Source organism: Pseudopedobacter beijingensis, assembly GCF_042678145.1.
GTDB classification, from domain to species: domain Bacteria; phylum Bacteroidota; class Bacteroidia; order Sphingobacteriales; family Sphingobacteriaceae; genus Pseudopedobacter; species Pseudopedobacter beijingensis.
Genome location: NZ_JBHUDG010000047.1, coordinates 55377 through 81593, shown reverse-complemented (window position 1 = coordinate 81593; position 26217 = coordinate 55377). Strand labels below are relative to the sequence as shown.

25 protein-coding genes are annotated in these 26217 nt (G+C 34.9%); 16 read left to right on the top strand and 9 right to left on the bottom strand.

Annotated features, from left to right (window positions below; genetic code table 11):
- Positions 1-216: 216 nt before the first annotated feature.
- Positions 217-1680 carry a glycine--tRNA ligase gene (locus ACFSAH_RS16405; RefSeq protein WP_379663823.1) on the bottom strand — a complete coding sequence of 488 codons (1464 nt, stop codon included), beginning with the start codon at positions 1678-1680 and terminating at the stop codon, positions 217-219.
- A gap of 135 nt (positions 1681-1815) precedes the next feature.
- On the opposite strand from ACFSAH_RS16405, the gene ACFSAH_RS16400 reads away from it, so the two are divergent.
- From ACFSAH_RS16400 to ACFSAH_RS16385, 4 genes are all read left to right on the top strand, one after another.
- Complete coding sequence (locus ACFSAH_RS16400) at positions 1816-2379, top strand: Crp/Fnr family transcriptional regulator (protein ID WP_379663822.1); 564 nt, start codon at positions 1816-1818, stop codon at positions 2377-2379.
- A gap of 192 nt (positions 2380-2571) precedes the next feature.
- Positions 2572-3954: a TolC family protein gene (locus tag ACFSAH_RS16395; RefSeq protein ID WP_379663821.1), complete on the top strand. Its 1383-nt coding sequence runs from the start codon at positions 2572-2574 to the stop codon at positions 3952-3954.
- A 23-nt stretch (positions 3955-3977) separates the two neighbouring features.
- A complete protein-coding gene (locus ACFSAH_RS16390; RefSeq protein ID WP_379663820.1) occupies positions 3978-4937 on the top strand; it encodes an HlyD family secretion protein in 960 nt (319 codons plus the stop codon).
- 2 nt (positions 4938-4939) lie between these two features.
- Positions 4940-6133 (top strand): ABC transporter permease, encoded by a 1194-nt coding sequence (locus tag ACFSAH_RS16385; RefSeq protein WP_379663819.1) that lies wholly within the window; start codon positions 4940-4942, stop codon positions 6131-6133.
- 99 nt (positions 6134-6232) lie between these two features.
- Here the strand turns inward: ACFSAH_RS16385 and rpoN are convergent, their stop codons facing one another.
- Positions 6233-7702 (bottom strand): RNA polymerase factor sigma-54, encoded by a 1470-nt coding sequence (rpoN, locus tag ACFSAH_RS16380; RefSeq protein WP_379663818.1) that lies wholly within the window; start codon positions 7700-7702, stop codon positions 6233-6235.
- A gap of 828 nt (positions 7703-8530) precedes the next feature.
- Between rpoN and mscL the strand changes: the two genes are divergently transcribed.
- The 5 genes from mscL to tsaB all read left to right on the top strand — a co-directional run bounded on the left by mscL (position 8531) and on the right by tsaB (position 10765).
- Positions 8531-8938 carry a large-conductance mechanosensitive channel protein MscL gene (gene mscL / locus ACFSAH_RS16375; RefSeq protein ID WP_379663817.1) on the top strand — a complete coding sequence of 136 codons (408 nt, stop codon included), beginning with the start codon at positions 8531-8533 and terminating at the stop codon, positions 8936-8938.
- 147 nt (positions 8939-9085) lie between these two features.
- Positions 9086-9244 (top strand): 50S ribosomal protein L34, encoded by a 159-nt coding sequence (gene rpmH / locus ACFSAH_RS16370; RefSeq protein ID WP_041387836.1) that lies wholly within the window; start codon positions 9086-9088, stop codon positions 9242-9244.
- 58 nt (positions 9245-9302) lie between these two features.
- Complete coding sequence (locus ACFSAH_RS16365) at positions 9303-9704, top strand: ribonuclease P protein component (protein ID WP_379663816.1); 402 nt, start codon at positions 9303-9305, stop codon at positions 9702-9704.
- Complete coding sequence (gene yidD, locus ACFSAH_RS16360; protein WP_379663815.1) at positions 9697-9930, top strand: membrane protein insertion efficiency factor YidD; 234 nt, start codon at positions 9697-9699, stop codon at positions 9928-9930. Before ACFSAH_RS16365 ends, yidD begins: the two co-directional genes overlap by 8 nt.
- Positions 9931-10072: 142 nt before the next feature.
- On the top strand, positions 10073-10765 hold the full coding sequence (tsaB, locus tag ACFSAH_RS16355; protein ID WP_379663814.1) for a tRNA (adenosine(37)-N6)-threonylcarbamoyltransferase complex dimerization subunit type 1 TsaB: 693 nt from the start codon (positions 10073-10075) through the stop codon (positions 10763-10765).
- 41 nt (positions 10766-10806) lie between these two features.
- On the opposite strand, the gene ACFSAH_RS16350 is transcribed toward tsaB, so the two are convergent.
- Together ACFSAH_RS16350 and ACFSAH_RS16345 are read right to left on the bottom strand one after the other, a co-directional pair.
- Positions 10807-12234, bottom strand: a complete 1428-nt coding sequence (locus ACFSAH_RS16350) for a DUF5723 family protein (protein ID WP_379663813.1) — start codon at positions 12232-12234, stop codon at positions 10807-10809.
- A gap of 7 nt (positions 12235-12241) precedes the next feature.
- Positions 12242-13849 (bottom strand): hypothetical protein, encoded by a 1608-nt coding sequence (locus tag ACFSAH_RS16345; protein ID WP_379663812.1) that lies wholly within the window; start codon positions 13847-13849, stop codon positions 12242-12244.
- Between the two features lie 290 nt (positions 13850-14139).
- Between ACFSAH_RS16345 and ACFSAH_RS16340 the strand changes: the two genes are divergently transcribed.
- Together ACFSAH_RS16340 and priA are read left to right on the top strand one after the other, a co-directional pair.
- Positions 14140-14529 carry a DUF423 domain-containing protein gene (locus ACFSAH_RS16340; protein ID WP_379663811.1) on the top strand — a complete coding sequence of 130 codons (390 nt, stop codon included), beginning with the start codon at positions 14140-14142 and terminating at the stop codon, positions 14527-14529.
- Positions 14526-17003, top strand: a complete 2478-nt coding sequence (gene priA / locus ACFSAH_RS16335) for a replication restart helicase PriA (RefSeq protein ID WP_379663810.1) — start codon at positions 14526-14528, stop codon at positions 17001-17003. The genes ACFSAH_RS16340 and priA overlap by 4 nt, the downstream gene beginning before the upstream one ends.
- Here priA and ACFSAH_RS16330 read toward each other — a convergent pair.
- Positions 16997-17680: a hypothetical protein gene (locus ACFSAH_RS16330; protein ID WP_379663809.1), complete on the bottom strand. Its 684-nt coding sequence runs from the start codon at positions 17678-17680 to the stop codon at positions 16997-16999. The two genes, priA and ACFSAH_RS16330, sit on opposite strands and share 7 nt — an antisense overlap.
- A 345-nt stretch (positions 17681-18025) precedes the next feature.
- Between ACFSAH_RS16330 and ACFSAH_RS16325 the strand changes: the two genes are divergently transcribed.
- Positions 18026-18682 (top strand): protein-L-isoaspartate(D-aspartate) O-methyltransferase, encoded by a 657-nt coding sequence (locus tag ACFSAH_RS16325; protein ID WP_379663838.1) that lies wholly within the window; start codon positions 18026-18028, stop codon positions 18680-18682.
- Between the two features lie 113 nt (positions 18683-18795).
- Here ACFSAH_RS16325 and ACFSAH_RS16320 read toward each other — a convergent pair whose 3' ends face one another.
- The 4 genes from ACFSAH_RS16320 to sucC all read right to left on the bottom strand — a co-directional run bounded on the left by ACFSAH_RS16320 (position 18796) and on the right by sucC (position 22516).
- Positions 18796-19110: an HPF/RaiA family ribosome-associated protein gene (locus tag ACFSAH_RS16320; protein ID WP_379663808.1), complete on the bottom strand. Its 315-nt coding sequence runs from the start codon at positions 19108-19110 to the stop codon at positions 18796-18798.
- A gap of 207 nt (positions 19111-19317) precedes the next feature.
- A complete protein-coding gene (gene kduI, locus ACFSAH_RS16315) occupies positions 19318-20154 on the bottom strand; it encodes a 5-dehydro-4-deoxy-D-glucuronate isomerase (RefSeq protein ID WP_379663807.1) in 837 nt (278 codons plus the stop codon).
- A complete protein-coding gene (locus ACFSAH_RS16310; RefSeq protein WP_379663806.1) occupies positions 20151-21149 on the bottom strand; it encodes a LacI family DNA-binding transcriptional regulator in 999 nt (332 codons plus the stop codon). Before ACFSAH_RS16310 ends, kduI begins: the two co-directional genes overlap by 4 nt.
- A 176-nt stretch (positions 21150-21325) precedes the next feature.
- The gene (sucC, locus tag ACFSAH_RS16305) at positions 21326-22516 is read right to left on the bottom strand and encodes an ADP-forming succinate--CoA ligase subunit beta (RefSeq protein ID WP_379663805.1); all 1191 of its coding nucleotides are present in this window, start codon (positions 22514-22516) and stop codon (positions 21326-21328) included.
- 144 nt (positions 22517-22660) lie between these two features.
- Between sucC and ACFSAH_RS16300 the strand changes: the two genes are divergently transcribed.
- The 4 genes from ACFSAH_RS16300 to ACFSAH_RS16285 are packed head-to-tail and all read left to right on the top strand — an operon-like array spanning position 22661 to position 26212.
- Positions 22661-23329, top strand: a complete 669-nt coding sequence (locus tag ACFSAH_RS16300) for an ABC transporter ATP-binding protein (RefSeq protein ID WP_379663804.1) — start codon at positions 22661-22663, stop codon at positions 23327-23329.
- Entirely contained in the window at positions 23322-24059 is a 738-nt protein-coding gene (locus tag ACFSAH_RS16295) for a hypothetical protein (RefSeq protein ID WP_379663803.1), read from the top strand. Before ACFSAH_RS16300 ends, ACFSAH_RS16295 begins: the two co-directional genes overlap by 8 nt.
- Entirely contained in the window at positions 24053-24652 is a 600-nt protein-coding gene (locus ACFSAH_RS16290; RefSeq protein ID WP_379663802.1) for an HAD hydrolase-like protein, read from the top strand. The genes ACFSAH_RS16295 and ACFSAH_RS16290 overlap by 7 nt, the downstream gene beginning before the upstream one ends.
- Positions 24653-24682: 30 nt before the next feature.
- On the top strand, positions 24683-26212 hold the full coding sequence (locus ACFSAH_RS16285) for a S41 family peptidase (protein WP_379663801.1): 1530 nt from the start codon (positions 24683-24685) through the stop codon (positions 26210-26212).
- The last annotated feature ends 5 nt before the right edge of the window (positions 26213-26217 follow it).

The following is a 26217-nucleotide window of genomic DNA, read 5'->3' as shown; positions in this document are numbered from 1 at the left end:
AAGAAGCTGTCTGAAAAACTATTGTTATCCTTGGCGCTATATCAAAAATAAAAACGTTGTCATTTCGATGAGTATAGCGAAGAGAAATCCCTTCACTAAGTACTTTTGAAAGAGATCCCTCCGTTGTGGTAGGGATGACAAGGTATTTTTAATACGCCCCGATAAGATTTCTTGTCTTTCGGACAGCTTCCCGGTATCGTTTTGAAGTTTAGCTATTTATTTTGTCAGTACATTTTTCCAGCTCACTAAATTAGCTATAATTCTATCTAAGTCAGCAATGGCTACACGTTCCTGCTCCATACTGTCTCTATGTCTGATGGTAACTGTATTGTCTTCTAAAGATTGATGATCTACCGTAATACAGAAAGGTGTTCCAATAGCATCCTGTCTTCTGTAGCGTTTACCGATAGAATCTTTTTCATCATAAGTTATGTTGAAGTCCAGCTTCAGGCTATTCATTATCTCACGCGCTTTCTCAGGCAATCCATCTTTTTTGGTTAAAGGCAATATTGCCGCTTTGTAAGGAGCTAAAACAGGGTGTAAACGTAAAACCGTTCTGGAATCCTTTTTATCTTCGGTACTTAAATCCTGCTCTTCGTAAGCATTTATTAAAGTTAATAAGAAGAACCTGTCAACCCCTATAGAAGTTTCTACTACGTAAGGAACATAGCTTTGGTTAATTTCAGGATCAAAAAACTGCATTTTCTTTCCGGAAAATTCCTGATGTTGTTTAAGGTCGAAATCTGTTCTGGAGTGAATACCTTCGACTTCTTTAAAACCAAAAGGGAATTCGTATTCTATATCCACTGCGGCATTAGCATAGTGTGCTAATTTAGTATGGTCGTGAAAACGGTATTTTGCCGGGTTTGTACCCAAAGCCAAATGCCATTTTAAACGGCTTTCTTTCCATTTGTTGTACCATTCCATTTCTGTGCCTGGTTTTACAAAAAATTGAAGCTCCATTTGTTCAAATTCACGCATACGCATGATAAATTGACGGGCGATAACTTCGTTTCTGAACGCTTTACCAATTTGAGCAATACCAAAAGGAATTTTCATCCTTCCTGATTTTTGAACGTTCAGGAAGTTGACAAAAATACCCTGTGCAGTTTCCGGACGTAAATAAACCTCGTCAGAACCTTCGGCCATTGCGCCCATTTGGGTAGAGAACATCAGATTAAATTGACGAACGTCTGTCCAGTTTCTTGTTCCAGATACGGGACACACAATTTCGTGGTCAATAATCAGTTCTTTTAAACGAGGTAAATTATCGTCATTTAATGCCAGATCCATTTCTTTTTGAAGATCATTAGCCTTATCTGTTTTTCCGTCCTTTTCGTAACGGGCTATTTTGTCTTCTAGTAATTGGTCTGCTCTGTAGCGTTTTTTGGAGTCCTTATTGTCAATCATAGGGTCGTTAAAACCATCTACGTGACCACTGGCTTTCCATATTTTAGGGTGCATAAATATAGCAGAGTCTATTCCAACGATATTCTCGTTTAGCTGCACCATAGATTTCCACCAATATTGTTTAATGTTATTCTTTAATTCGGCTCCTAACTGTCCATAATCATAAACAGCACTCAGACCGTCATATATCTCGCTAGATTGAAATACAAAGCCATATTCTTTGGCGTGTGAAATTACATTCTTAAAAATTTCGTCGTTATTTTTTGCCATAATAACGCAAATATAATATTGCCGGGATAGTAAAGCTACTTTATTGATAAAATTTTCTATATCAAAGCTTTTTTAGTGGTTAAAACAGTATTATGTGCCCTTTTTATTATGTTTGATACTTGATTAATTTTATTGATGAAGTTTATAGCTGCAATTAGAGAAATATTAAATATAAACGAAGAGCTGGAAAACAGCATTAAAGAGAGCTTTAAGAAGAAGAGTTTTCCAAAAAACCATTGCATCCACGAATATGGAAACGTGGCAACATGTATGTTTTTTATTGAAGAAGGACTATGCAGAACCTATTATATCAATGAAAATGGTAAAGATCTTACTTACAACTTTTATAAAGAAGGCGACTTTATGACTATTGCCGAAAGCTTCTTTGACCAAAAGCCATCGCGTTATTCTATAGAAACGTTAGAAGAAGTTAACCTTTATTATATCCAGTTTTCGGATCTTGAAGACTTATTAAACAGATACCCTATTTTGGAACGCATGAAAAGTCACGTTCTTCAATATTTTTTGCTGATCGTTTCGTCCAGAGTGATAGCGCTTCAGTTTCAAACAGCTCAACAGAGATATGATACCTTGATAACGCAAGATCCCGAAATTTTACAAAGGGCATCTTTAGGATATATAGCTTCTTATTTAGGAATAACACAAGAAACTCTAAGCAGAATAAGGGCAAAAAAATAGGTGGTGGTAAATTTCTGAAATTACCTAATAGATTCTTACCATTGAAAACGCAACACAAAAAACATAAAAACAGTATAAGTGATTTTATGTTATTCTTTTAATTAAAAAACAGGTGTTAAATTTTTTATTTTGATTTTTATCAAAAGATAGTAGCATATTTTTTAAGACTTTTGTGGGCATAAATTCATTTGGATGAAAACTTTAAGTAAATTTTTATTGTTAGTATTAACCTGTTCTTCAAAATCTTTGTTGGCACAACAAGCCCCTACTTTTCAGGAGTTAGTAGATAGTGCTCTGGTTTATGATTACGGGCTTGCTAATAAAAAGCTGGATATAGAAATTGGGAAAATAGATAGAAAGAGATTGGGCGAAGTTTATTTACCCAATGCAGATATAGGAGGTAAATATGCATATTTATCCAGCTCAAGTAACCTTACCTTGCCAGCAACAGCTACACCTGTTTTGCATATTCCTATTCCTGAAATTAATACAGGTCTAGATTCAAGAAGTAACCTGTTTAAAGCAGATTTGAATGTGTCGTCTGTGCTATTTTCGGGAGGTAAAGTACCTGCGTTGAAGAAAGCTATAGATGAGAAGAACAAAGCACAGGAGGTCCTTTTAGAAAAAAACGAACAGGATATTATTGGAGAAATCAGTAAAGCATACGATCAAATCGCTTTGTTGAGTCAGGTAAAACTGGTTTTAGATGAAAGTCAAAAAAGATTGGATATTAATCTAAAGACAGCAACAAAAGCCTTAAATTATGGTTTGATTACTAAATATGATTTTCAGAAAATAGAAGTAGCCAAAGCACAGTTAGAATCCAAAATGCAGGAGTATGATGGAAAAAGAAATTTGCTGTTACACCAATTGCATAAGTTAACTCATATTCCTATGGAAAGACTCAGTATGATTAACAATGATCTTAAGCCATTTAGTCAGGTAAAGAATAATAATACCATAGATAACCGGGCGGAGCTAAAAGCATTGAATTCAGGTATTGAGGCTTATAAACATAAGGTGAAAGCATCTCAAACGTGGTGGGTTCCAAAAGTTCAGGCGGCAGCTTCTTTAGGTTATCTGAATCTTTTTGATACTAAGATAACAGGTAAAAATGAATTGCCTTTAATAGGCAAGCCAGAGTTTAGAGCTGATAAAATTGAAATAGCCCCAAGCCTTGTTTTAGGTGTTGGTTTTAAGTGGGATATTTTTGATGGTTTAAAAGGAAAAAGAGATGTACAACAAGCTAAAATAGAAGTACAGAAAGCCGTTAATGAAAAAACAGAAGCAGAGGAATTACTGGCTTTAAACCTGATTAAGAATACCACAGATTACGAAAACTCTAATGCAGAGATTAAGGTGAAACAAAAACAGATGCAGGTGGCTAAAGGTGCATTTGATGTTGCCGAGAAGGAGTTTAAAATGGGATTGGTGAAAGCCAGCGATCTTATTGGTGCACAAACAGATTATCAATCTTCTTCTTTGGATTACTATCAGGCAGTATTTAATCAGCGAAGAAGCTCCATAGAATTATTAAAATCAACGGGAGATTTAACCGTACAATCTATTCAATAACATTATTACAAAAACATCATTATATGCATACGCTTAAAAAAGTATTAACATTTTTTGTGTTAGGCGCCTTTATAACATCATGTACGCCAAACTCGCCACACCAGGTAGTAGAGGGCAAGGTGAAAAAATCGACCATTGCTTTTGCTCCAAAAGTAACCGGAAGAATATTGGAAATTTATGTTAAAGAAGGTGATTTTGTAAAAAAAGGGGATACCCTGGCAAGATTAGACGTACCGGAAGTAGATGCTAAATTATCGCAGGTTAAAGGCGCTGTAAAAGCCAGTGGTGCGCAAAGAGATATGGCAAACCGTGGAGCTACAGATAATCAACTGAAGCAATTAAGAGCCAAGCAATCCGGTATACAGGAACAATATAATTTTGCAAAGAAATCTTTTGACAGAGCGCAGGCTATGTTTGCAGACAGCATGATGACGCCCCAGGCATTTGATGAAATTACAGCAAAACATCAAGGTGCCAAGGCTCAGCTGGATGCTGTTAATGCAGAGCTAAACGAAGCTACCAAAGGTGTTAGGGTTGAAACCAGAACTGCAGCACAAGGACAGGCAGATCAGGCTTTGGGGGTATTGCAAGAGGTAGAAGTGGCTTTGTCAGAGAAATATATAATAGCTACCAATGATATGGAAATTGAAACAATATCATTAAGTGTTGGCGAACTGGCAACAGCCGGATTTCCTTTGTTTAACGGATATCAGCCAGAGTCTACTTATTTTAGGTTTACTATACCGGAAAGCAAAATAGGTACCTATCAAAAAGGGCAAAAATTAAAAGTATATGTTCCCTATAGTAAACAGACAATAGAAGCGAGTATACAAACTATAAAGCAATTGGCGCGGTACGCCGATATCACCGCTGCTTATCCTAATTATCAGATAGAAGAAGCTATTTACGAGATAAAGGTTGTGCCTGATACGCAAAAGGATATGGATAAATTGTTGGCTAATGCTACAGTTATTTTAGAATAAAAATGATGAAGAACTTTCTTATTCTACTAAAAAGAGAATTTAAGCTTTTCTTTAAAGATACAACGTTATTGTCTGTATTTATACTGGCACCCGTTTTATACGCCGTAATATTTGGTTTTGTATATAGCGAAGGAAAACTTCAGGATTTACCGGTAATTGTGGTGGATCAGGATAATACGCCTTTAAGTAACCAGCTTATTGATATGCTTAACGACAATGAAAAACTTAAGGTTGTTGAGGTTAAATACGATAATATTGGTACAAATGATGATTTGTTGAAGTACAAGGCTGTAATAGTGGTGGTTATTCCAGAAAGGTTTGAAGCTTCGGTTTTACAAAAACGCTATCCGGAGATTAATACTTATATTAATACTACAAATCTGCTCACAGCAAATATGGCCTCGCAAGGAGTACAAACCACTTTGGGTACGTTTAATGCAGGTATAGATATACAATCGTTAAAGAAAACAGGAAAGAACAATATTCAGGCGGCATCGCAATATGAACCTTTTAAGGTCAACTATATCCGGTTGTTTAATGAGTCTGGTAACTATCTAAGCTATATGTGGCCCGGGGTGTTAGCAGTTATTTTACAACAGGTATTGTTGTTGGGACTGGCTGTGAGTTTTTCCAGAGAATACGAAAATAAAACCTTTAATTCGGAACTGTTAAATAGAACCAGATCTGCATTTACTGCAATTATGGTAAAAGTATTGCCATTCTGGATTCTGACTGTTTTTACATTGGGAATGTTTTACATGTTCCACTTTATTTTTAAAGCTCCTGTTCCATCACCCTTAGGGAAATATGTGGTTACTACAGCTTTGTTTGTGGGCTCTATATCTTTTTTAGGAGTTACAGTAAGTGCTTTATTACCCAGTTCTTTAAAAGCTACTCAGGTGCTGATGTTGATGGCTACACCAGCTTTTATTATAGGAGGATATTCCTGGCCTTTAGAAGCGATGCCGGCAGGGGTGAGGTTTTTAGCTAATATTATTCCGCTGACGCCATTTCTAAACGCACATAAGCTCATGTTGTTTCAGAATGCAGAATTATATCAGGTTACTGAATATCTGAGACATTTGGTAATTCTATTGGTTGTATACGGAATATTGGCATTTGCTGCGGTTAAGATAAAAATGTTTAGGGAATTGCGTAGTAAACGTAGAGAGGAAGAAGGCAATGCTAATAGTTAGTTTATTTCCGGAATATAAAAAAAGCCGTTTTGAAATTAGTTTCAAAACGGCTTTTTTTCTGAAATGGCTTTTACTCTCTCAAGGCCATCAAAGTTTTATTTATAGCTCTTTTCTTAGTCTGGCAACAGGAATACCCAATTGCTCGCGGTATTTAGCTACAGTACGTCTGGCTATGTTATAGCCTTTATCTTTTAGTATTTCCGTTAACTTTTCATCAGCTAAAGGCTTTTTCTTGTTTTCCTGGCCAATACATTCTTCCAGGATTCTTTTAACTTCTTTATTAGATACCTCTTCTCCGGTTTCTGTCTGAATAGCTTCGGAGAAGAATGATTTTAATAAGTAGGTGCCAAATTCAGTTTGTACGTATTTCGAGTTGGCAACTCTGGATACGGTAGATATATCCATTCCTATTTTGTCTGCAATATCTTTTAAGATCATAGGCTTGAGGTATCTTTCGTCACCATCAGCCAAAAAGTAATCGTATTGATAGTGCATAATGGCGTTCATGGTTTTTAACAAAGTCTGTTGTCTTTGCTTAATCGCATCTATAAACCATTTTGCAGAATCCAGTTTTTGCTTAACAAAATGTACTGCTTCTTTTAGTTTTTTATCTTTTTCTGCAGATTTTTCGTAATGCTCTAACATTTCCTGATAAGACTTACTGACTCTTAATTCAGGGGCGTTTTTTGAATTTAAGGTTAAGGTAAGGATATTATCGTTTTTAGAGATATGAAAATCCGGGATAATTTGTAGCTGTTTTGTATTGGATGCTCCGGAATCTCCTGGTTTAGGATTTAATTTCAAGATTTCGTTAATGGCATCTTTTAATTCTTCAGGAGACAGACCAATAGATCTTTCCAGTTTATCGTAATGTTTTTTGGTAAACTCATCCAAATAATTTTCGATGATGTTTATTGCGTTCTTTACGGTTGGATTGGTAGCGTCTTTTTTTCTTAATTGAATTAGTAAGCACTCTTGGAGATCACGGGCACCTATTCCCGGAGGATCAAATGCCTGGATAACTTTTAGCATTTCTTCTGCCTCTTCGTCTTCAGCTATTACGTTTTGCGAGAAAGCCAGATCGTCCACCAGAGAAGGTATCGAGCGTCTTAAATAACCATCATCGTCCAAACTGCCAATAATCTGCTGGGCAATCATGTACTCCTTATCTGCTAATGGTACTAAATCTAATTGTGCCTGCAGATTTTCGAAAAAAGTATTGGAAACAGCGATAGGAAGTTCTTTTTTATCGTCTTCATCGTCATTATCGTATCTGTTAGAGAAATCATTCAGGTTATCATCCTGTAAATAATCTTCTACATTAAAATCGTCAAAATCATCTCCATTTTCATCAGGGGTAAAGTCATCATCAGGATCTTTGTCCGGATAATCTTCTACCACTTCGTTCATATCTGTTAAACTGATATCTTCAAGAGCAGGATTTTCTTCCAGTTCCTCCTTTATCCTCGTATCTAAAGCTACAGTTGGAACCTGCAACAACTTGATAAATTGTATCTGCTGTGGAGATAATTTTTGTAAGAGCTTCTGTTGGAGATTCTGTTTTAGCATAAATAAAAGTTAATGTAGCACAAAGTTACGCAAAGACGAGTAGATTTCTATAGTCTAATTATACTTAGAGCTTGTTTTAATTTAGCTTATCACTCATTTTGAGAAGCTACAATTTATAGGATTAAATGTTTTTATACCAATTTATTCATAAAAACATCTTTTGTTTTTTTCAAAATAAAGGGTAAACATGTTTAAATCTACGAATTTAAATGATTTTTGATGCAGGGGAGAGGAGTAAGGATGTTGGTAAATCTTTAATTTATCAATCATCTGTTTGTTTTGCGGGGAGATTTTGTGTTTTGGATACCATAAATTTCCTTTATAGGAAAAAAATAGTTCTACTGCCTTTGCCGGTTTTTTATAAAAAGTATGAGTTATTAATGGTGATTCAGGTTTCTGTTATATTTGAGCTTAGTGTACTTCTTTGGTGAAATAGCTTTATTTGATACCCTATTTAAACGCTGGAAACGCAGTTTTTAGATAAGACTTTTTGGTGCATGGCTATAACATAGCTATAACTAAGCTATAGTCAGACTATAAGTAAGGGGGCTTAGTGTATTTTTTAGGTAGATTGATGAGTGTGTTTTAGGTGTTGTGGCTTTGCCTTGAATCTTTCTTTTGGAGGGAGCTTTGGAGCTGTTTTTATTATTAAGTATTCGGAATATATTTATGTGATTGTTACTATCATTCCATCCTGTAGCGAAAGGTCTACATGTCCCTTAATATAACAATAAGGCATAATTTTTTATTATTTTTATATTTTTGAAACCAAAATGTGCTATTTTAGGTTCTATATCAAAAATTATAACAATAAAATTATAGAAAAACATGGGATTTGTAAAAGAGTTTAAAGAGTTCGCTATGCGCGGAAGCGTTATAGATTTAGCTGTCGGTGTTGTAATCGGTGGGGCTTTTGGTAAAATCGTTACTTCATTGGTAGACGATGTTATTATGCCTCCAATTGGTTACATAACAGGTGGTGTGGATTTTTCGGATATAAAATATGTGCTGAAAGCTGCAGATCAAGTTGCTAACACACCGGAAGTTTCTATTAATTTGGGAAATTTTATTAATGTTGTCATCCAGTTTATAATTGTTGCGTTCTGTATTTTTTGCGTTATTAAAGGATTAAACTCTATGAAGCGTAAAGAGGAACCAGCGCCTGAGGTAGCACCTGCACCTACTAAAGAAGAAGTTTTATTGACTGAAATCAGAGATCTTCTGAAGAATAAATAATCTAATACTTTACAGAAAAGTTCTCATTATAGGTTTTTGTTGAGAACTTTTCTGTATTTTTTTTATGTAGCCTTTGAATTTAAAAAAAACAAGGTTATATTTGCGCTCTTAAATTTTAGAGCGAACTTATTATTATTACATATAATCATGAAAAGAACATTTCAGCCTTCTCAAAGAAAAAGAAGAAATAAACACGGTTTCAGAGAAAGAATGGCTACTGCAAACGGTAGAAGAGTATTAGCGTCTAGAAGAGCTAAAGGCAGAAAAAAATTAACTGTATCTGACGAGCGTCGTCACAAAGCATAAATTTATTGCTCCGTTATCTTCAGGATGATGGATCCGATAACTTTTTAATTGATCGGATATGGCAATAAAAGACAATACTTTTAAAAAAGAAGAACGGTTATGCAGCAAGAGGTTGTTAAACTCTCTTTTTGCAAGTAGTTCTTCTTTTTTATTATATCCTTTTCGTGTTGTTTGGAAAGAGAGTGAGGATTTAACCCAAAAATATCCAGCTCAAGTAGTTATTAGTGTCCCAAAAAAACGCTTTAAGCATAGTGTAGACCGTAACCTTATTAAAAGGCGCATACGGGAGGCTTATCGTAAAAATAAAGGAGATTTATTATATAAAGCCTTAGTAGAGGATAATCAGAAGATTGTTTTTTCTATCAACTATGTTGGTAAAGAAATTTTAGATTACCATTTTTTAGAAGAGAAAATGGTAAAGATGCTAAAAATGCTGGTTAAACAACTGAAAGATGCTTAGGTTGATTAAAAATATATTTTCCTTTTTTTTCTTGCTGCTTATCAAGATTTATCAATATTTTTTATCGCCTATATTAGGGGCTTCCTGCAGATATACTCCAACTTGTTCGCAATATGGGGTAGAGGCTATCAAAAAGCATGGACCTTTTAAAGGAGGATGGCTTACGATAAAGAGGATAAGTAGGTGTCATCCATGGGGTGGACATGGGCATGATCCGGTTCCTTAACAATTTGTTTCTTCTTGTTTGGTTTATGGAGGGTAGGGGTTAGGCTTGTGGTTTTGCAGCTATGCAGAAATGCGGAAAAATAAGTTGTTTATCATTATTTATTGGTTGTTATAAATTCAATATTAAACATTATTTTCGCAGCATGTCACTTATTTTGCATATAGAAACATCAACAACTACCTGTTCTGTTGCGCTTTCAGAGAATGGTTCATTAATATCTAAAATAGATAAAACAGAAAAAAATATTCACGCTGCTGAACTGACTTTGTTTATATCGCAAATATTGAAAGAAGCGGGCAAAGATATTAAACAATTGCAGGCAGTAGCTGTAAGTATGGGGCCAGGTTCTTATACAGGGCTAAGAATAGGCGTTTCTACGGCAAAAGGACTTTGTTATGCGTTGGATATTCCTCTTATTGGTGTAAATACATTAGAAGCGATGGCAAGCGGTTTTATTGATAGGTGTTTTTCTGTAAATAAATACACGCTTTTTTGTCCAATGATAGATGCCAGAAGAATGGAGGTTTATTCGGCGGTTTTTGATGGCGAAAAAAATATGGTAGCTGAGGTAGCTGCTACCATTGTGGACGAGAATTCTTTCAGTAATTTTTTAGATAGTCATGTTGTTTATTTCTTTGGAGACGGAGCACCTAAATGCGAAGAAGTTTTAGGACTGCACCTGAATGCAAGGGTGTTGGATACTTATGTGAATTCGGCAGCAGATATGGTTCAGATTGCACAGCAAAAGTTCGAAAAACAACAGTTTGAGGATGTGGCTTATTTTGAGCCTTATTATCTGAAAGATTATGTGGCGGGAGTGAAGAAAAAAGCTTAGAGTCTTATTTGAAATTTTACCATATAAATTTAGACAGGATCTTATTTTTTACGTCTTTTTAAGGCTCTTTTTTCTTTTTTGGAGAGTTTATACACGTAGCCTGTTTCTTTATCGTTTAAGCCGTCTACAAAGTCTGCAAATGGCATGGTTTGCATGATGCGGCCAAACTTAAAGCTGAAACCTAAGAAGATGTTAGCCTGAGTAGGGCTTTTTCCTATATTTTCATCTTTTTGTGTATATGCTTTAGTAAGATTATATGTTGGAAACAGTTTCTCTGTTCCCAGATAAAAGTCAACATTCGCAGATTTAATCATGAACATTCCCCCAAAATTCCATCCTGTATTCAGGTAATAAGCAGCGTTTAATGCCAAATTTAATGACCTGTAAACATAGTTGTTCTGAAGTGCTATAAAGCCGTCTGAATTGAATGCATTTTTAGATACCATCACAACTGGTTTAAAGTTGCCGAATTGTCTGGAGGCTGCAAGCTCAATTTGTGTGTTTAACTTAGAAGTGAAAGCACTGGAAGAAGATTCGTTTCTTTCTAACATTTCTCTCATTTTATTGGTATATAATTGCCTATAGGTAGAGTCTGTAGATTTAGTTCTGCTAACTGTTAGTGAATCGTTAAATGTGAAGGACGGTGTTTTTTTGCTCCATAAAATAAATCCTGCATCTTTAATATGGCCTGTAAGGTAGATGTTATTGTTAAAGCGGTAAGATGTTCCTAAGCTTAGAGATATCCCAGGGTTTTTAAAATCCGGCATAAACCAACTGGTTCCTAGAGTATCTGCGCCATGAGAGTTAACATAATGGCCATTTAGGTGTAAGGTGTAGTCAGCAGGCCTTGCTTCTAATAGGGATTCGTTAATATCCATTTTAGAAAAGGAAGCGCCGGAAAGTAGTCCGAGTTTAGCTCCAAATCCCAATTTCGAATTATAGTTTTCTCTATAACTTAACCCTAACTGCCAATAGCTTGTGTTTTGATAATGACTGATGAATTGATTGGGATAATTGCCAGGTTCGAAGACGGTACCGGAATAGGGAAGTACTATTGCCATATTGCTGACGGAGTAATTACCATCGTCTTTTAATCTTAAAGAGATCCCCATTTCTCTTTGGTACTCTGCTGTTTTTAATATCTTAAACATAAACAGGTAACCATTGAAATTGATGTTTAACCGATTCAGTTCGTTGTTTAATGAGTTGAAAGAAGATTTGTCTATGTCTTTACCGAATAGTACACTTTTGAGTGCTGTTTCTGCATCTCCTTTGATTTTAAAATCTAAAAATATACTGGGCAATATGCTGATATTGTATTTAAAGCTTTGCTCTGGTGTATAGGAAGAAACTGCTGGGTTCTCAAAAGAATCGTAAAGCGTTTTAGAATGAGTTAAAGAAAACTGCTGTGCATTTGTGCTTATGGAAAATCCTATTAACATTATAATGAACAGATGTGTTTTCTTCATGTTTATCTTACTTTAATAAAGAATCCAGCGGTAAAGTTTCCTGCTTAATTTCTGTAGGTTGGGGGATCTTACTCATAAATAAATTGGTAAAGAATTTATCTTTATCGGCACTAAACTGTATGGAGAAACCATAGATGTTTTTCCAGTCAAAATCATCACTCAACATATTTTTATAAGAAGTTCCGCTTAGGAAAGAACGTATGTTTCCTTTAGAATTTCCGTTGTGTATAAAGAAGAAAATATTCCCCTGATTAGATAGGTATTCCTGAAAATAGATGTTTTTATCTGTTCTGCTTAAGAAATTTTGTGTTTCGTAGTTATTTAAAAACCGTTTTAAAGAGCTCATGTCGTTTGATACGATAATGTGATTTTCTATCATGGTATACAGAGGACGTTTAAATTCTTGGAAAGGATCGCCAAGGTAATAATACAATAAATCAGAATCGTCAAATCGGCGGATGCGTGGTTCGTTAGTTGCACTGCTTATGGCTGAGAAAATAAAGGCCAATCGGTCTATTTTCTTTGATTTTATCAGTCCCAGTTTATCTCTGGAAGCTAATTGTACGGTGCCAAATTCGCTACCAATCACTTCCGGTAATTCTTTATCTATATTGATGGAGTGTTTTTGGGAAATATTTTGTACCTGTTGATGTTTTTTGGCAAGTTCTTTTCTGTGACTTAAAAGTTCGTTAAGCTTGGTGTCGAATGATTTTCCATCAGACACAAAATAAAAAAGGTAGGAAGCCGCATCGTAAGGTAATATGTTAGATAGCGTGTTTTTGCCCGGTTTTTGGTTTAGCAATAGAGCGGAATACTCTTTCTGGTTATCGTCCAGTTCTGTAGTTCCGCTAAACATTAAGGCATTGGACTGGTAATTGATGTTTAAAGCCGAAATTGCATGAAAACTTTTTAGATTAGCTGTTTCAACCGGGTTTTTTCTATTAGAAAAATTGTTTAACAGCTTGTTTAAGTTTACATAATTGATGTAGAGGTTTGCAATAGAGTTTTTGTTTCTTTGGTTACCCGTTATTTTCTTGAAAGTAAAAGCTGGTTTGTGGTTTTGCTGTTTATTATTTAAGGTGTTTTTTAATAGTTCTTCGTTAAAAGAACCCAGCATCAGATCATTCGAAAAGGCAAAATAAAAGCGAGAATCGTTATTAAAGTTCAGGTAATGATAATTACTGCTGTCTTTAACAATATATTTTGATTTCATGGTTGCCAGTAAGTGTGCAAAATCTTGTGACTTATTTGAGCTAAATGCGGTAGCAACTAATAAATCGGCCTGGTTGGTAGCAGTTTTATGTAATGAAAAATAAAGTTCGCTATTTTCAAACACCTCTTTAAGCAGATTGTCTTCAATAAATACAGACTTTAATGCCTTTAAATGATCGGCGCTTTTTTTACCCAAAAGATCAGAAAATAAACTAAAGTCTTTGAATATATCAAAAAAGTAACCTTCATTTTTACACTCGAATACTAAGGATGCGTCTTCGGGTAAAGTATTAAAAACTTTTTCAGCAGTATTTTCTGCCGAACCAATACTTTTAAAATAGAAAACAGTTATACCAATAACTATAACAAATAAAAAGGATATGATAAATATAATACGTTTCATTTATTTTAATTATATTGTGTTTGTGGCTTTTTAAATTTTTTAATGTTTGTATGAGTATGATCTTATTTTAATAAAAGCTGGTAGAAGTAAGAATATTAGCAATAATAAAGCCTTTTTACTAAAATGAAGCATTCATATTTAAAATAAGCTGTTAATTTTCTCATAGTGTATTGTTTAAGCCGATATAAAATTATTGAAGTTTGTAGCCAATAAGTAACAAAAATAGATTTTTCAATCTTTGTAGCCTAAATAGATTGCATCTTTATTAAATTAGCGGTTCATTTAAGTCCATGAATAAACGAATAATTATATCAGCAGCTGTCTTCGGCGCACTAGCAGTGGTGCTGGGAGCGTTTGGAGCCCATGCCTTGAAAGGAGTTTTAACCTCTTACGGAGCTGAGATCTGGAATAAAGCTGTACAATATCAATTTTATCACACATTGGCATTACTTTTCTTAAGTACTTTTGCAAGATATAAAAACAATCTTATCAATTTCTCATCCTATTGTTTTACTTTGGGAATCGTTTTATTCAGCGGGTCTTTGTATTTACTTGCGTTAAGAGATTTTCTGAATATCAATAGTTTTGCAGGTATACTTGGACCAATAACCCCAATAGGAGGTCTACTATTTATTTTAGGTTGGGGCGCTTTACTTTTTGCAGCAATTAGAGATAAATGATGGTATTTGATACAACGGTTTCCAAAGAAACGTTGTTTGTAGAGGTTTTACTTCCGCTTTCTATTCCTAAGCTATATACTTACAGGGTGCCTGTTTCTCTGAATGCAGAGGTAAGTATTGGAAAACGTTGTGTAGTCCAGTTTGGACGAAGCAAGGTGTATACAGCTATTATTGCTGGTGTAGGAAATAAAGCACCATTAGGTTACGAAGCCAAATACCTGATAGATATTATTGATGAAAAACCAATTGTTAATGATAAGCAATTAAAGCTTTGGAATTGGATAGCCGATTATTATTTATGCCATCCGGGCGAAGTGATGTCGGCCGCTTTACCTTCTGCATTGAAATTGGCCAGCGAAACCAAAATTATTCTGAACAGGGAGCATGAATATGATAAAAACCTGCTGACTGATAAAGAGTACTTATTGGTAGAAGCTTTGGAAATACAGAATGAGCTTAGTATAGCCGAGATTACCAATATTTTAGGACAAAAAACTATTTTTCCTATTATAAAGTCCTTACTATCAAAAAAAATACTGTACATATCAGAAGAATTAAACCAGAAATTTAAACCCAAAAAGGCAAGGTTTATTCAGTTGCACAGTTTTTATGACGATAAAAACAACCTGAGGGAATTATTTACCTTTTTAGAAAAAACACCTAAACAGCTGGATGCTTTATTAGCTTACATGAAGCTACATAAGGAAGGTGCTAAAATTACCCGTAAAGCTCTGGTTGAAGCTGCCGGAGTGAGCGATGGTGTTATTAAGAGCTTGATAGAAAAAGATGTATTTGTAGTTGCTGAAGAAGTTATTAGTCGTTTTGAATTAGGGGGTGAAGATGCTGACGGAAGTTTTTTACTGAGCCAGGAGCAAGAGTTTGCCTATCAGGAAATTAAGCGTAATTTCTTAGAAAAGCCGGTTAACTTACTTTATGGAGTAACTTCTTCCGGAAAAACGCAGATCTACATCCGTATGATGGAAGATTATCTTGAACAAGGAAAGCAGGTACTTTATCTGTTACCGGAAATTGCTTTGACGGCTCAGATTATTGAGAGATTGAAGCACCATTTCGGTAATAAAATTATTGTATATCATAGTAAGTTTAATGATAATGAACGGGCAGAAATATGGGAGAAAGTTCTTAATAATGAAGTACAGATTATTTTAGGAGCAAGGTCGGCCTTATTTCTTCCGTTTTATGATCTGGGATTAATTATTGTTGACGAGGAACATGAAGCCAGTTATAAACAATATGATCCTGCGCCAAGATACCATGCCAGAGACGTTGCTATTGTGATGGGAAGTATATTTGGAGCCAAGATTTTGTTAGGATCAGCAACTCCTTCTCTGGAAACCTATTTTAATGCCAAATCTCAGAAATATGGACTGGTTACTTTGCTGAATAGGTATAGCGGGGTTAAAATGCCCGATATAGAAGTTATTAGTATAGCAGAACAGCGGGAAAGAAAGGCGGTTATAGAGAACTTTAGTAATATTCTATTGAAGCAGGTAGAAGATACAGTGGCTTCAAAAGAACAAGTTATTTTATTCCAGAACAGGAGAGGTTATGTACCTATACTTATTTGTAAGACCTGTGGCAATACACCGAAATGTGTGAATTGTGATGTAAGTCTCACTTACCATAAATCAACCAATAAATTGCATTGTCATTATTGCGGTTATCAGGAAGACAATATTAGTGAGTGTGTAGCCTGTGGATCAAAACATCTGGAATATAAAGGTTTGGGAACAGAGAAGGTAGAGGATGATTTAAAAGCCATATTACCAGACTTAAGAATTGGCCGTTTAGATTACGATACCACCCGGAATAAGAATGCCCATTTGAATATCATTACTGATTTTGAGGAAGGGAAACTGGATGTGCTTGTGGGAACGCAAATGGTAGCTAAGGGGCTGGATTTTGAAAATGTGACTTTGATAGGCATTATCAATGCAGATAATATGTTGCAGTTTCCGGACTTTAGAGCTTACGAAAGAAGTTTTCAGATGCTGTCTCAGGTAGCGGGAAGGGCAGGTCGGAGAGATAAGCAAGGGAAAGTTTTAATACAAACTTACGATGTAAAGAACCGTATTATACAACAAGTTGTGAAGAATGATTACGAAGGAATGTATTTGGACGAGTTAAGGGAACGTAAGCAGTTTAGCTATCCTCCATTTTTTAGGATTATACAAATAGATGTTAAACACAAAGATTTCCAGACTAATCAGGCGATTGCAGAACAATTTGCAGCCGAATTAAAACATACCTTGGGAAAGGCTATTATAGGGCCACAGGTTCCGTTGGTTGGTCGTATAAGAAACTATTATATCCAGACTATAACCATAAAAATAGATTTGGAAAGTCAGTCTATTTATAAAGTAAAAGAGTTTGTTAAGCAAAAAATGCTTGAATTTGAAGGTAAAAAGACCAATAAGGGAGCCTTTTTAATGGTTAACGTTGACCCTTATTGATTTCCTAAATTAATCTGCAGAGATAAAAGGCCCAAAGGTTTTCCGAATACACCCCATCTGTTAAAAGTATTTAAACTGAGCTGATTGTCGGCAAGGTCTGTTTTGGTTTCTTTTTCATAGGTGTACATGAGGTCAAGACCAGCTTCGGCGCTTATTGTAAATCTTGCTCTGAAAATATTAGCTTTTACGCCTATAAAAGGAGATAGCATAGCTCCACTTTTTTCAACGTAAGAATCGTATAAGAATGAGTTGGATTTAATGTCGAAAGCAGTTCCTTCAAAAGTTATTCTTTTGTATGAAATGTCAGAACCGTAAAAAGGTTGAATTACACCATATAATATGTTTTTTTCAAAACCCAATCCTAACTGATAGTCTTTGAAATTTCCGTTTACGATTTCACAATTTTTGCAATTGTTTATGAATGAGTAATCTGATTTTGAAAAGGCAGAACCAGATAGTCTGTAGCTTATTTGATTATCGTTAAATTTAATCATTACGCCACTTAAATAGGCAGGGAGGTACTTCATTTCTCCTCCTCTGTATTCATTTTGCAATTTCGGAACCTCTTTGTAGCTCATCATATTTATTCCAATAGAATATGGATGTTCATCCTGTGATTGAGCGAACGAAATATTTGAAACGATTAACAGAATAAGTAATAAGCGCGTTTTCTTCATTTTAAAATGTTGTGCGAATATAAACAAATAATATGCTCAATATGTTTTTTATAAATAAATTCTGATTTTTTGCTTTTTTAATTATTAGGATAAAAGCAACATCTGTCTTTTTTAAATAAATAGAATATCTGTTTTGTTACCGCTTTTTTAGGAAAAGAAGAGGTTTTTTGATGATTTGACGTTTTAGAACGATGAGGATGCTTTTTTACTTAGGGGAAATAATCTCAAAAAAATATTTTTGCTTTTGATATACTGATGCTTAGCTATTGTTGAAAACCAACATAGCAGAAAAGCCATAAAATAGCCTTAAATTCGGTGTCTGATTTTGGAGAATCTATAATTGTAATGGCTTATAAATTTATTGATAATTACAGGGAAAGGGGAGCAAGAAAGCAGCTTGTAGAGGAACTTAAAGCTAAGGGAATCTCGGATAGTAATGTTTTAAAAGCAATTGGAAATGTAAAAAGGCATTATTTTTTTGATGAAACCTTTTGGAATCAGGCTTATCAGGATAAAGCTTTTCCGATAGGAGAAGGACAAACTATTTCCAATCCGTATACGGTAGCTTACCAAAGTGAGTTACTCCATATTAATAAAGGCGATAAGATACTCGAAATTGGTACCGGATGTGGCTACCAAACTTGTGTACTGTTAGAATTAGGGGCAAAGGTGGTAACCATTGAAAGGCAAGAGAAATTATACGAGCGCACTTCTAAAATGCTGCCGTATTTAGGATATCATGCTGAATTTTATTTAGGTGATGGTTCCAGGGGGATTCCTGAACATGCCCCTTACGATAAAATTATAGTAACGGCAGGAGCTCCGTTTGTTCCTGAGATATTGTTGAGACAACTAAAAATAGGGGGAATTATAGTGATTCCTGTGGGAGACGAGAAGTCTCAGAAAATGACTACCGTGTTACGTGTTTCGGAAAATGAATTCGATAAGATTGTATTAGATACTTTTCGTTTTGTTCCACTTTTAGGAGATAAAGCCTGGTAGTTTTTGAATATTGAAGAAATATATCTAAAAAAGAAAAGATTTCGACTTTGCTTACCCTAGCAAAAAAGGGTTGTTTTAAACAACCCTTTCATTATTAAAATAAACGTTTTGTATTATTTACTTTGAAGTTTACCCAGCTTGCTGGTTAGGGTTTTCTTCATTTTATCAACGGCACCATTGATGGCGTTATGTAAATTGTCTGCTACTTCGGTAACTGCCAAAGGAGGAATACTTTCTGCTTTTACCTCAATAAGGCACCTTTTATCAGGTGTACCTTCTTTATTTGCGTTGTCATCACTTAAGTGTACATCAACTCTGGTAATAGATTCATCAAATCTGTTTAACCCGTCCTCAACAGTACTTTTTACATAGTTGACAAGGCTCTCTTTTCCATCAATGTTCTTGTCTGTGTTTACTTGGATTTTCATAGTTCTCTAAATTTTAAAATAACACAAATTATTAAATCGGGGCTTTGTATAAAGTTTGTTAATTTTATTTAGATAAAGAAATTTATTACGTAAAAAAACATGAGTTTTAGTAAAAAACGAATTGACTGGATAAGGAGGGAATAAACAAAAAAGCTGCACTTGAAAACAAGTACAGCTTTAACGGATTTATGTATGAAAAGTAAAAGCTTATCTTAGTTCATTTGGCTGAACAACATCCATATCACCATAATCCAGGTTTTCGCCTGCCATACCCCATATAAAAGAGTAGTTTGATGTACCCGCACCACTGTGAATAGACCAGGATGGAGAATAAACAGCCTGATCGTTAGTCATCCAAATATGTCTTGTTTCTTTAGGATCTCCCATATAATGACATACGGCTTGGTTTTCAGGAATTTCAAAATAGAAATAAGCTTCCATTCTCCTGTTATGTGTATGCGCAGGCATGGTATTCCAAACGCTACCTGTTTTTAGTTCAGTAAGTCCCATTTGTAGCTGACACGTTTGTACAACCGAGCTAACAATTAATTTGTTAATAGTACGGGCATTACATGTCTCAAGACTACCTAATTCTACAATTTCAGCATTTTCTTTAGTTACCTTTTTAGTAGGGAATTTATGATGAGCCGGAGCAGAGTTAATGTAAAACTTTGCAGGTTGGCTACCATCTACACTTTCAAAAGAAACTTCTTTTGTTCCTTGCCCAACATATAATGCTTCTTTATAGCCTAGCTCAAAGCGCTCGCCATCAGCAATAACAATACCGTTTCCACCAACGTTTATAATACCAAGCTCTCTTCTTTCCAGGAAATAAGGCGCTTTCAAAGGATCAATAGTTTCCAGTTTTATTGACTGACTTACGGGTAAAACTCCACCAACAATATATCTGTCGTATAGAGAATATACCAAAACAATTTCATCCTTTTCGAAAAGAGAGGTCATTAGGAACTCTTCTCTGATTCTTTGGGTATCGTAATTTTTAAAATCTGCAGGGTGTGCTGCATATCTTTCTGAATACTTCATAACTTTTTATTTGTTGATTGTCTAATAATTAATTCTGGTTTTATTTTTACAACATCGAGTGATTTTTCCTTTTTATTGAACTGATTGAATAAAAGTTTAGCTGAATTTTCGCCAATACTTTTGCTATATTGTTCTACAGTTGTAAGTCCAATCAGCTCTGTAAAAGGTTCATTCGCAAAACCTATCAGGGCGATGTCTTTTTTTATTTCATTCAGATAAAGCATAGCTCCAAGCGCAGAGAAATCACTGGCAGAAAAAACGGCATCAAAAGCAATATTGTTATTTATAAGCTCTTTTATTGTTTCCTGACCTTTTTCTCTGGTAAGTACATCAGCCATAACCAAATCTGGGTTAAAAGCCATACCGCTATCTTTGAGTGCTTCTTTATAACCTAAAAGCCTTTCATTATAATTTTTAAGATGTAATGGACCGGCAAAATGTATAATTTGTTTATATCCTTGCTGTATTAAATGTTTGGTGGCCTGGTAAGCTCCATAGAAATTATCGTTTACAACTTCATTAAACTGTGTGTTTTCTAAAGTCCTGTCAAACAATACAAAAGGAACATCATTTTCTATAATCTTATCAAATTCAGAAATATCTTTGGTTTCTCTAGTGACAGACATGATAATTCCGGCAACGTTATTACTTAATAAGGTTTGGATATTTCTTTTTTCTTCTTCAAAGCTTTCGTAAGACTGACAGATAAGAACATTATATCCTTGCTGTTTGGCTATAATTTCTATACCGTGGATTACATTGGAAAAAAACACCCTGTTAATTCTGGGAACGATTAGTCCGATTGTATTTGAATGACCAGTTTTAAGTTGTTGGGCCAATTTGTTGGGTTTGTAACCCATTTCTCTGGCCTTAGAAATAATGGCAGTCCTGGTTTCCTCACTAATGCGCGGGTTATTATTAAGCGCTCTGGAAACAGTAGAGTAGTTTGTGTTTAGCTCTCTCGCAATATCCTTTATGGTAACTTGTTTAGCCATACCTGATCAAATATAGTGTTAAACTTATAATTGTGCAAACGTTTGTATTTTATTCTTAAAACCAATAGAAAAAGTAATAAGAAGAGAAGGGTAAGTTGACCTTTGCAATTTAAAGTATATAAAAAAACCTGCCTTTAATAAAGCAGGTTTTCTGTATGTTTTAAGAGTTGGGTTAATTATGCAATAACCTTAGAAACTAAATCAGCAGCTTCTTTTAATAGGATAGCAGAATAAACTTTAAGTCCAGACTCGTCAATTAATTTTTTAGCTTCTTCAGCGTTTGTTCCTTGTAAACGAACAATGATAGGCACTCTGATATCTCCAATTTCATTGTAAGCATCAATTACTCCTTGTGCTACTCTGTCGCAACGAACAATACCACCAAATATGTTAATTAATATGGCTTTTACATTAGGGTCTTTCAAGATAATGTTGAAAGCAGCTTTTACAGTTTGTGCATTTGCTGTACCACCTACATCCAAGAAGTTCGCCGGATCTCCACCCGCTAATTTAATAATATCCATGGTAGCCATAGCCAAACCAGCACCGTTAACCATACAGCCTACGTTACCATCTAATTTAACATAATTTAGGTTAGACTCGCCAGCTTCTACTTCTGTAGGATCTTCTTCAGTAATATCACGCATAGCTGCAATATCTGGATGACGGTATAGTGCATTTTCGTCCAGATTTACTTTTGCATCAACAGCTAAGATTTTATCATCAGAAGTTTTTAATACAGGGTTAATCTCGAACATAGAAGCATCGATAGCTTCGTAAGCTTTGTAAAGAGCGGTTACAAATTTCACCATTTCTTTAAAAGCATTGCCGGAAGTACCTAAATTGAATGCAATTTTTCTTGCTTGGAAAGCTTGTAAGCCTACTTTTGGATCAATTTCTTCCTTGAATATTAAATGAGGGGTTTTTTCAGCCACTTCCTCGATATCCATACCGCCCTCGGTAGAGTACATGATGATGTTTCTGCCGGTAGCTCTATTTAAAAGGACAGAAATATAAAATTCTTTAGTGTCAGATTCTCCAGGGTAGTAAACATCTTGTGCAATTAACACTTTGTTTACTTTTTTGCCTTCCGGGCCAGTTTGAGGGGTAACCAATTGCATTCCGATGATATCAGAAGCTCTTTGCTTAACCTCTTCCAAATTTTTAGCCAATTTAACACCACCACCTTTACCACGTCCACCAGCATGAATTTGAGCTTTTACTACAACCCAATCAGAGCCGAAATCTTCTTTCATCTTTTTGGCTGCCTCTACAGCTTCTTCTGGAGTATCTACTACAATACCTTCCTGAACGCGTACACCAAAACTTTTTAGTATTTGTTTACCTTGATATTCGTGAATGTTCATTTTATATAAAAATTTGCCGTGAAATTACAAATACATCCCTATAAAAGAAACCAAAACAAGAATTATTTTGTTTTTTGGCATTATTATGAGATACACCAAGTGCTTTTTTAAAAAATATAATCCTATAATTTATAGCTTTGTAAGATGCTTAAAGCTCAGTCAATAAAGAAAAGTTTTGGCGATTTAGCCATTTTAAAAGGGGTAGACCTTACGGTTGACAAAGGAGAGGTTGTGAGTGTTGTTGGGGCTTCGGGAGCGGGGAAAAGTACGCTTTTACATATTATTGGTACTTTAGATAAACCAGATTCCGGAGAAATTATAATTAATGATACCCATATCAATACTTTAAATGCTAAAGCCCTAAGTGTATTTAGAAATCAGCATATCGGGTTTATTTTTCAGTTTCACCATTTGCTTCCCGAGTTTACAGCTTTAGAAAATATCTGTATACCGGCATTTATAGCTAAATCCAGTAAAGCTACGGCAGAAAAAAAAGCAACAGAGCTATTGGAAATATTAGGGATGACGCATAGAAAGGATCATAAGCCGGCGCAAATGTCGGGGGGAGAACAGCAGCGTATTGCGGTAGCCAGAGCTTTAATTAATAACCCTTCCTTGATTTTAGCTGACGAACCTTCAGGTAATCTGGATTCTCAGACAGCTAAAGAATTGCATCAGTTATTCTTTGATTTGCGTAATCAGTTTAAACAGACTTTTGTGATTGTTACCCATAACGAAGAGCTGGCAGATATGGCGGATCGGAAGATTACAATGAAAGATGGTTTGATTTATCCAAATTCTGATTTTGAATAACGTATTAATTATAGGAGAGCAGCATCCAAAAGTTGCACTGCTGAAAAGTCTTTTAAACGACAATATTGAGTTTGTATCAGAGAATTCGATAAAACTACCACAGGTAACCAGTAGTTCTTATGCACATGAAGTACTTGATTCTTGTTTAACCCATAACATTCATACGGTGTTGCCATTAATAAGCAAAGCTATAATGGCTTTGTCAGAGTCAAAAGTTCTTTTTGAAGAGTACGGTATTGAGGTGTTAGCATTGCATGGTTCTGAATATGGTATTTTAAGAACTGCTTTAGAAGAGCATTTTGCAGAAAGTAAGCCTGTAAAAAACTTTTCTGAATTTTCGAAATTAATGTTGGAATTGGGCTATCCTAATGACCGCATAGCTATTGGAGAACTTAATGGTTTGGGGAATTTGATAGAAATAGATGATTCTTGTAAAGAACCTCTAAATATTTGGTGTATGCCAGGTAAGGCTTCATTTATACAATTAAACAAACTGTTCTCTAAAGGAGAGTTTAACCCCGTAACTTTATACAAATTGTTTTCAAACGAAAAGATTGAACAACTAGACTTTCTGCTTTGGAATAAGAAAACTGAGGTACCCATAGACCATGAAAAACCGATAGTGAGTTTATTGCTTAATAAATTCAAAGAATTGAAAATATACGGCTTTTTTGAAATAACTTTATGTGGAAGCCAGATAGTAAGGATAAAAACACAACAGATATGCTGAAATTTGAAGACTTAAATAACAATATACAGGCTGTGATTTTTGAATTAGATGACGTATTGTATCCTCAAAAAGATTACGATTTGCAGGTGTTTTATCTGTTTGCTAATTTTTTGGAGTATCTGGAGCAATATCCACCAGCTAATGATGTAATAGAATTCATGAGTAAACGTTATGAAGCTCATGGAAGTAAAGATATTTTTAAAGAAACCAGTAGAACTTTTGGTATAGATGAGAAATATGAAGAGAATTTTAATTCGCTTTATGTGAATGCGAAGCTGCCTTTGAAGTTGTTGCTGTATAAAGAAGTTTTAGCTTTTTTACAGGAATTGGTTGTTAACAGAAAACAAATTTATATAGTTACCAAAGGAAATCCGCAAAAACAATTTAATAAGATTAAACACCTGGAGTGGAATGGTTTAGAAAACTATCTTAAGGTATATTATGTAGAAGAGTTTAATGGAAAACTAAACGCTTGTATAGCTAAAGTACTTGAAGATAATCAGATGGAAGCACAACAGGTTAATTTTGTGGGACTGGCGAAACATGAGGAGGATGTTAATCTGATAGGGATGGGGTTTATTCCCATTGATTAAAAAATATAAATGAATTAATTTAGGATATATATGTCTATAAGATTAGGTTTTACCAATTTGGCAATCGTACTAACTTTCTTGAGTGCGGTGTCCTGTAAAAAGGAAAAAATAGATCAGGATAAGCCTAAACCTACTACAGATAGGGCAGAGCTAACCAAAGATTCTATATTCTTATATGCTAAACAAGTGTATTACTGGAATAACTATTTGCCAAGTTATAGTGTTTTTAATCCGCGTTCATTTACCAGAAATAGCAATCAGCTGGATAATTTTAATGATGAGTTATTGAAGATAACAAGGTATACCAATTATGAGAACTGGTATGATTCTGATGGAGGTTTGTACGATGAACCTAAATATTCTTATATAGATGATAGCAATGATGATGGTATTATCGCCAGAAAGGCGGGAGAGACCATGTACGTGGAGTTAGATGGCTATGGTAATGATGTAGGTCTGGGGTTTGCTTATGTTGGAAGTGAGTATAATTACCAGATATACGTTAAATATGTTTCGCCGGGCTCATCTGCGTATGATAAGAAGATAAAACGAGGTAGTATTGTTAAAAAGGTGAATGGTAGAGCTTATGGGAGTAACTTTAATGCAGAAATAGACCTGTTTCTCAATGCCATGGATGGAGCTACGGTTAATCTGAATGTTCTGGCTCCGGGAGAAACTGTGCCTAAAGATTTGGTGTTGAGTAAAATGAGATATAAAAGTTCTCCTGTATTGAAAGATACTGTGTATGTAAGAGGAACCCAAAAAATAGGTTATTTAGCTTATGCTCGTTTTTCGCATCCGGATGATTCTGGACCAGCGTTACAGGCCGCATTCGAAAAATTTCAAAATCAAGGGGTAAACAATCTAATTGTTGATTTAAGATACAATGGTGGAGGTTATGTGGCAACGGCAGAGAAACTTATAAATTATATTGTTCCTAGCCAGCATAATGGCAAGCTAATGTTTACCGAATACTACAATGAAACTATGCGTACCGGAAAAGCAGATTTGTTGAAAAATCAGTTTTATGAGGATGGAGGCAGAAACAAAAGCTATTTTGGCAGTTATGATAATATGACTTCTACGATTAATAAGGGGGGCACTAATTATATCCCCCAATTGGAAAGAGTTGTATTTATAGTGAGTGAATCTACCGCCTCGGCAAGCGAACTCACCATTAATAGTTTAAAACCATATACAACGGTTAGTTTAGTAGGTGAAAAAACGTATGGTAAGCCGGTAGGCTTTTTCCCTATAAGGATAGATAAATACGATATTTATTATGCGATGTTTGAGTCTAAGAATTCGTTGGGAGAAGGAGGCTATTTTACAGGAATGAATGTTGATGTTAATTCTGATGATTATCCTTATAACAAAGAATTGGGCGATCCTACTGAAATTAATACTTCAGTAGCCATTCAGCAAATTACAGAAGCATCTTCTTCATTGTCTTCCCGTTCCTTGATTTTAGAAAAACCTAATCGTTTGCAAACCAGACGTTCATTAAAGAAAGATGGGTTTAAAGGCATGATAGAAACGCCTGATCGCATTCAGAAATAATATTC

Coding starts and splice junctions, on each gene's coding strand:
- ACFSAH_RS16405 (WP_379663823.1), bottom strand. CDS start 1,680: ATGGCAAAAAATAACGACGAAATTTTTAAGAATGTAATTTCACACGCC.
- ACFSAH_RS16400 (WP_379663822.1), top strand. CDS start 1,816: ATGAAGTTTATAGCTGCAATTAGAGAAATATTAAATATAAACGAAGAG.
- ACFSAH_RS16395 (WP_379663821.1), top strand. CDS start 2,572: ATGAAAACTTTAAGTAAATTTTTATTGTTAGTATTAACCTGTTCTTCA.
- ACFSAH_RS16390 (WP_379663820.1), top strand. CDS start 3,978: ATGCATACGCTTAAAAAAGTATTAACATTTTTTGTGTTAGGCGCCTTT.
- ACFSAH_RS16385 (WP_379663819.1), top strand. CDS start 4,940: ATGATGAAGAACTTTCTTATTCTACTAAAAAGAGAATTTAAGCTTTTC.
- rpoN (WP_379663818.1), bottom strand. CDS start 7,702: ATGCTAAAACAGAATCTCCAACAGAAGCTCTTACAAAAATTATCTCCA.
- mscL (WP_379663817.1), top strand. CDS start 8,531: ATGGGATTTGTAAAAGAGTTTAAAGAGTTCGCTATGCGCGGAAGCGTT.
- rpmH (WP_041387836.1), top strand. CDS start 9,086: ATGAAAAGAACATTTCAGCCTTCTCAAAGAAAAAGAAGAAATAAACAC.
- ACFSAH_RS16365 (WP_379663816.1), top strand. CDS start 9,303: ATGGCAATAAAAGACAATACTTTTAAAAAAGAAGAACGGTTATGCAGC.
- yidD (WP_379663815.1), top strand. CDS start 9,697: ATGCTTAGGTTGATTAAAAATATATTTTCCTTTTTTTTCTTGCTGCTT.
- tsaB (WP_379663814.1), top strand. CDS start 10,073: ATGTCACTTATTTTGCATATAGAAACATCAACAACTACCTGTTCTGTT.
- ACFSAH_RS16350 (WP_379663813.1), bottom strand. CDS start 12,234: ATGAAGAAAACACATCTGTTCATTATAATGTTAATAGGATTTTCCATA.
- ACFSAH_RS16345 (WP_379663812.1), bottom strand. CDS start 13,849: ATGAAACGTATTATATTTATCATATCCTTTTTATTTGTTATAGTTATT.
- ACFSAH_RS16340 (WP_379663811.1), top strand. CDS start 14,140: ATGAATAAACGAATAATTATATCAGCAGCTGTCTTCGGCGCACTAGCA.
- priA (WP_379663810.1), top strand. CDS start 14,526: ATGATGGTATTTGATACAACGGTTTCCAAAGAAACGTTGTTTGTAGAG.
- ACFSAH_RS16330 (WP_379663809.1), bottom strand. CDS start 17,680: ATGAAGAAAACGCGCTTATTACTTATTCTGTTAATCGTTTCAAATATT.
- ACFSAH_RS16325 (WP_379663838.1), top strand. CDS start 18,026: ATGGCTTATAAATTTATTGATAATTACAGGGAAAGGGGAGCAAGAAAG.
- ACFSAH_RS16320 (WP_379663808.1), bottom strand. CDS start 19,110: ATGAAAATCCAAGTAAACACAGACAAGAACATTGATGGAAAAGAGAGC.
- kduI (WP_379663807.1), bottom strand. CDS start 20,154: ATGAAGTATTCAGAAAGATATGCAGCACACCCTGCAGATTTTAAAAAT.
- ACFSAH_RS16310 (WP_379663806.1), bottom strand. CDS start 21,149: ATGGCTAAACAAGTTACCATAAAGGATATTGCGAGAGAGCTAAACACA.
- sucC (WP_379663805.1), bottom strand. CDS start 22,516: ATGAACATTCACGAATATCAAGGTAAACAAATACTAAAAAGTTTTGGT.
- ACFSAH_RS16300 (WP_379663804.1), top strand. CDS start 22,661: ATGCTTAAAGCTCAGTCAATAAAGAAAAGTTTTGGCGATTTAGCCATT.
- ACFSAH_RS16290 (WP_379663802.1), top strand. CDS start 24,053: ATGCTGAAATTTGAAGACTTAAATAACAATATACAGGCTGTGATTTTT.
- ACFSAH_RS16285 (WP_379663801.1), top strand. CDS start 24,683: ATGTCTATAAGATTAGGTTTTACCAATTTGGCAATCGTACTAACTTTC.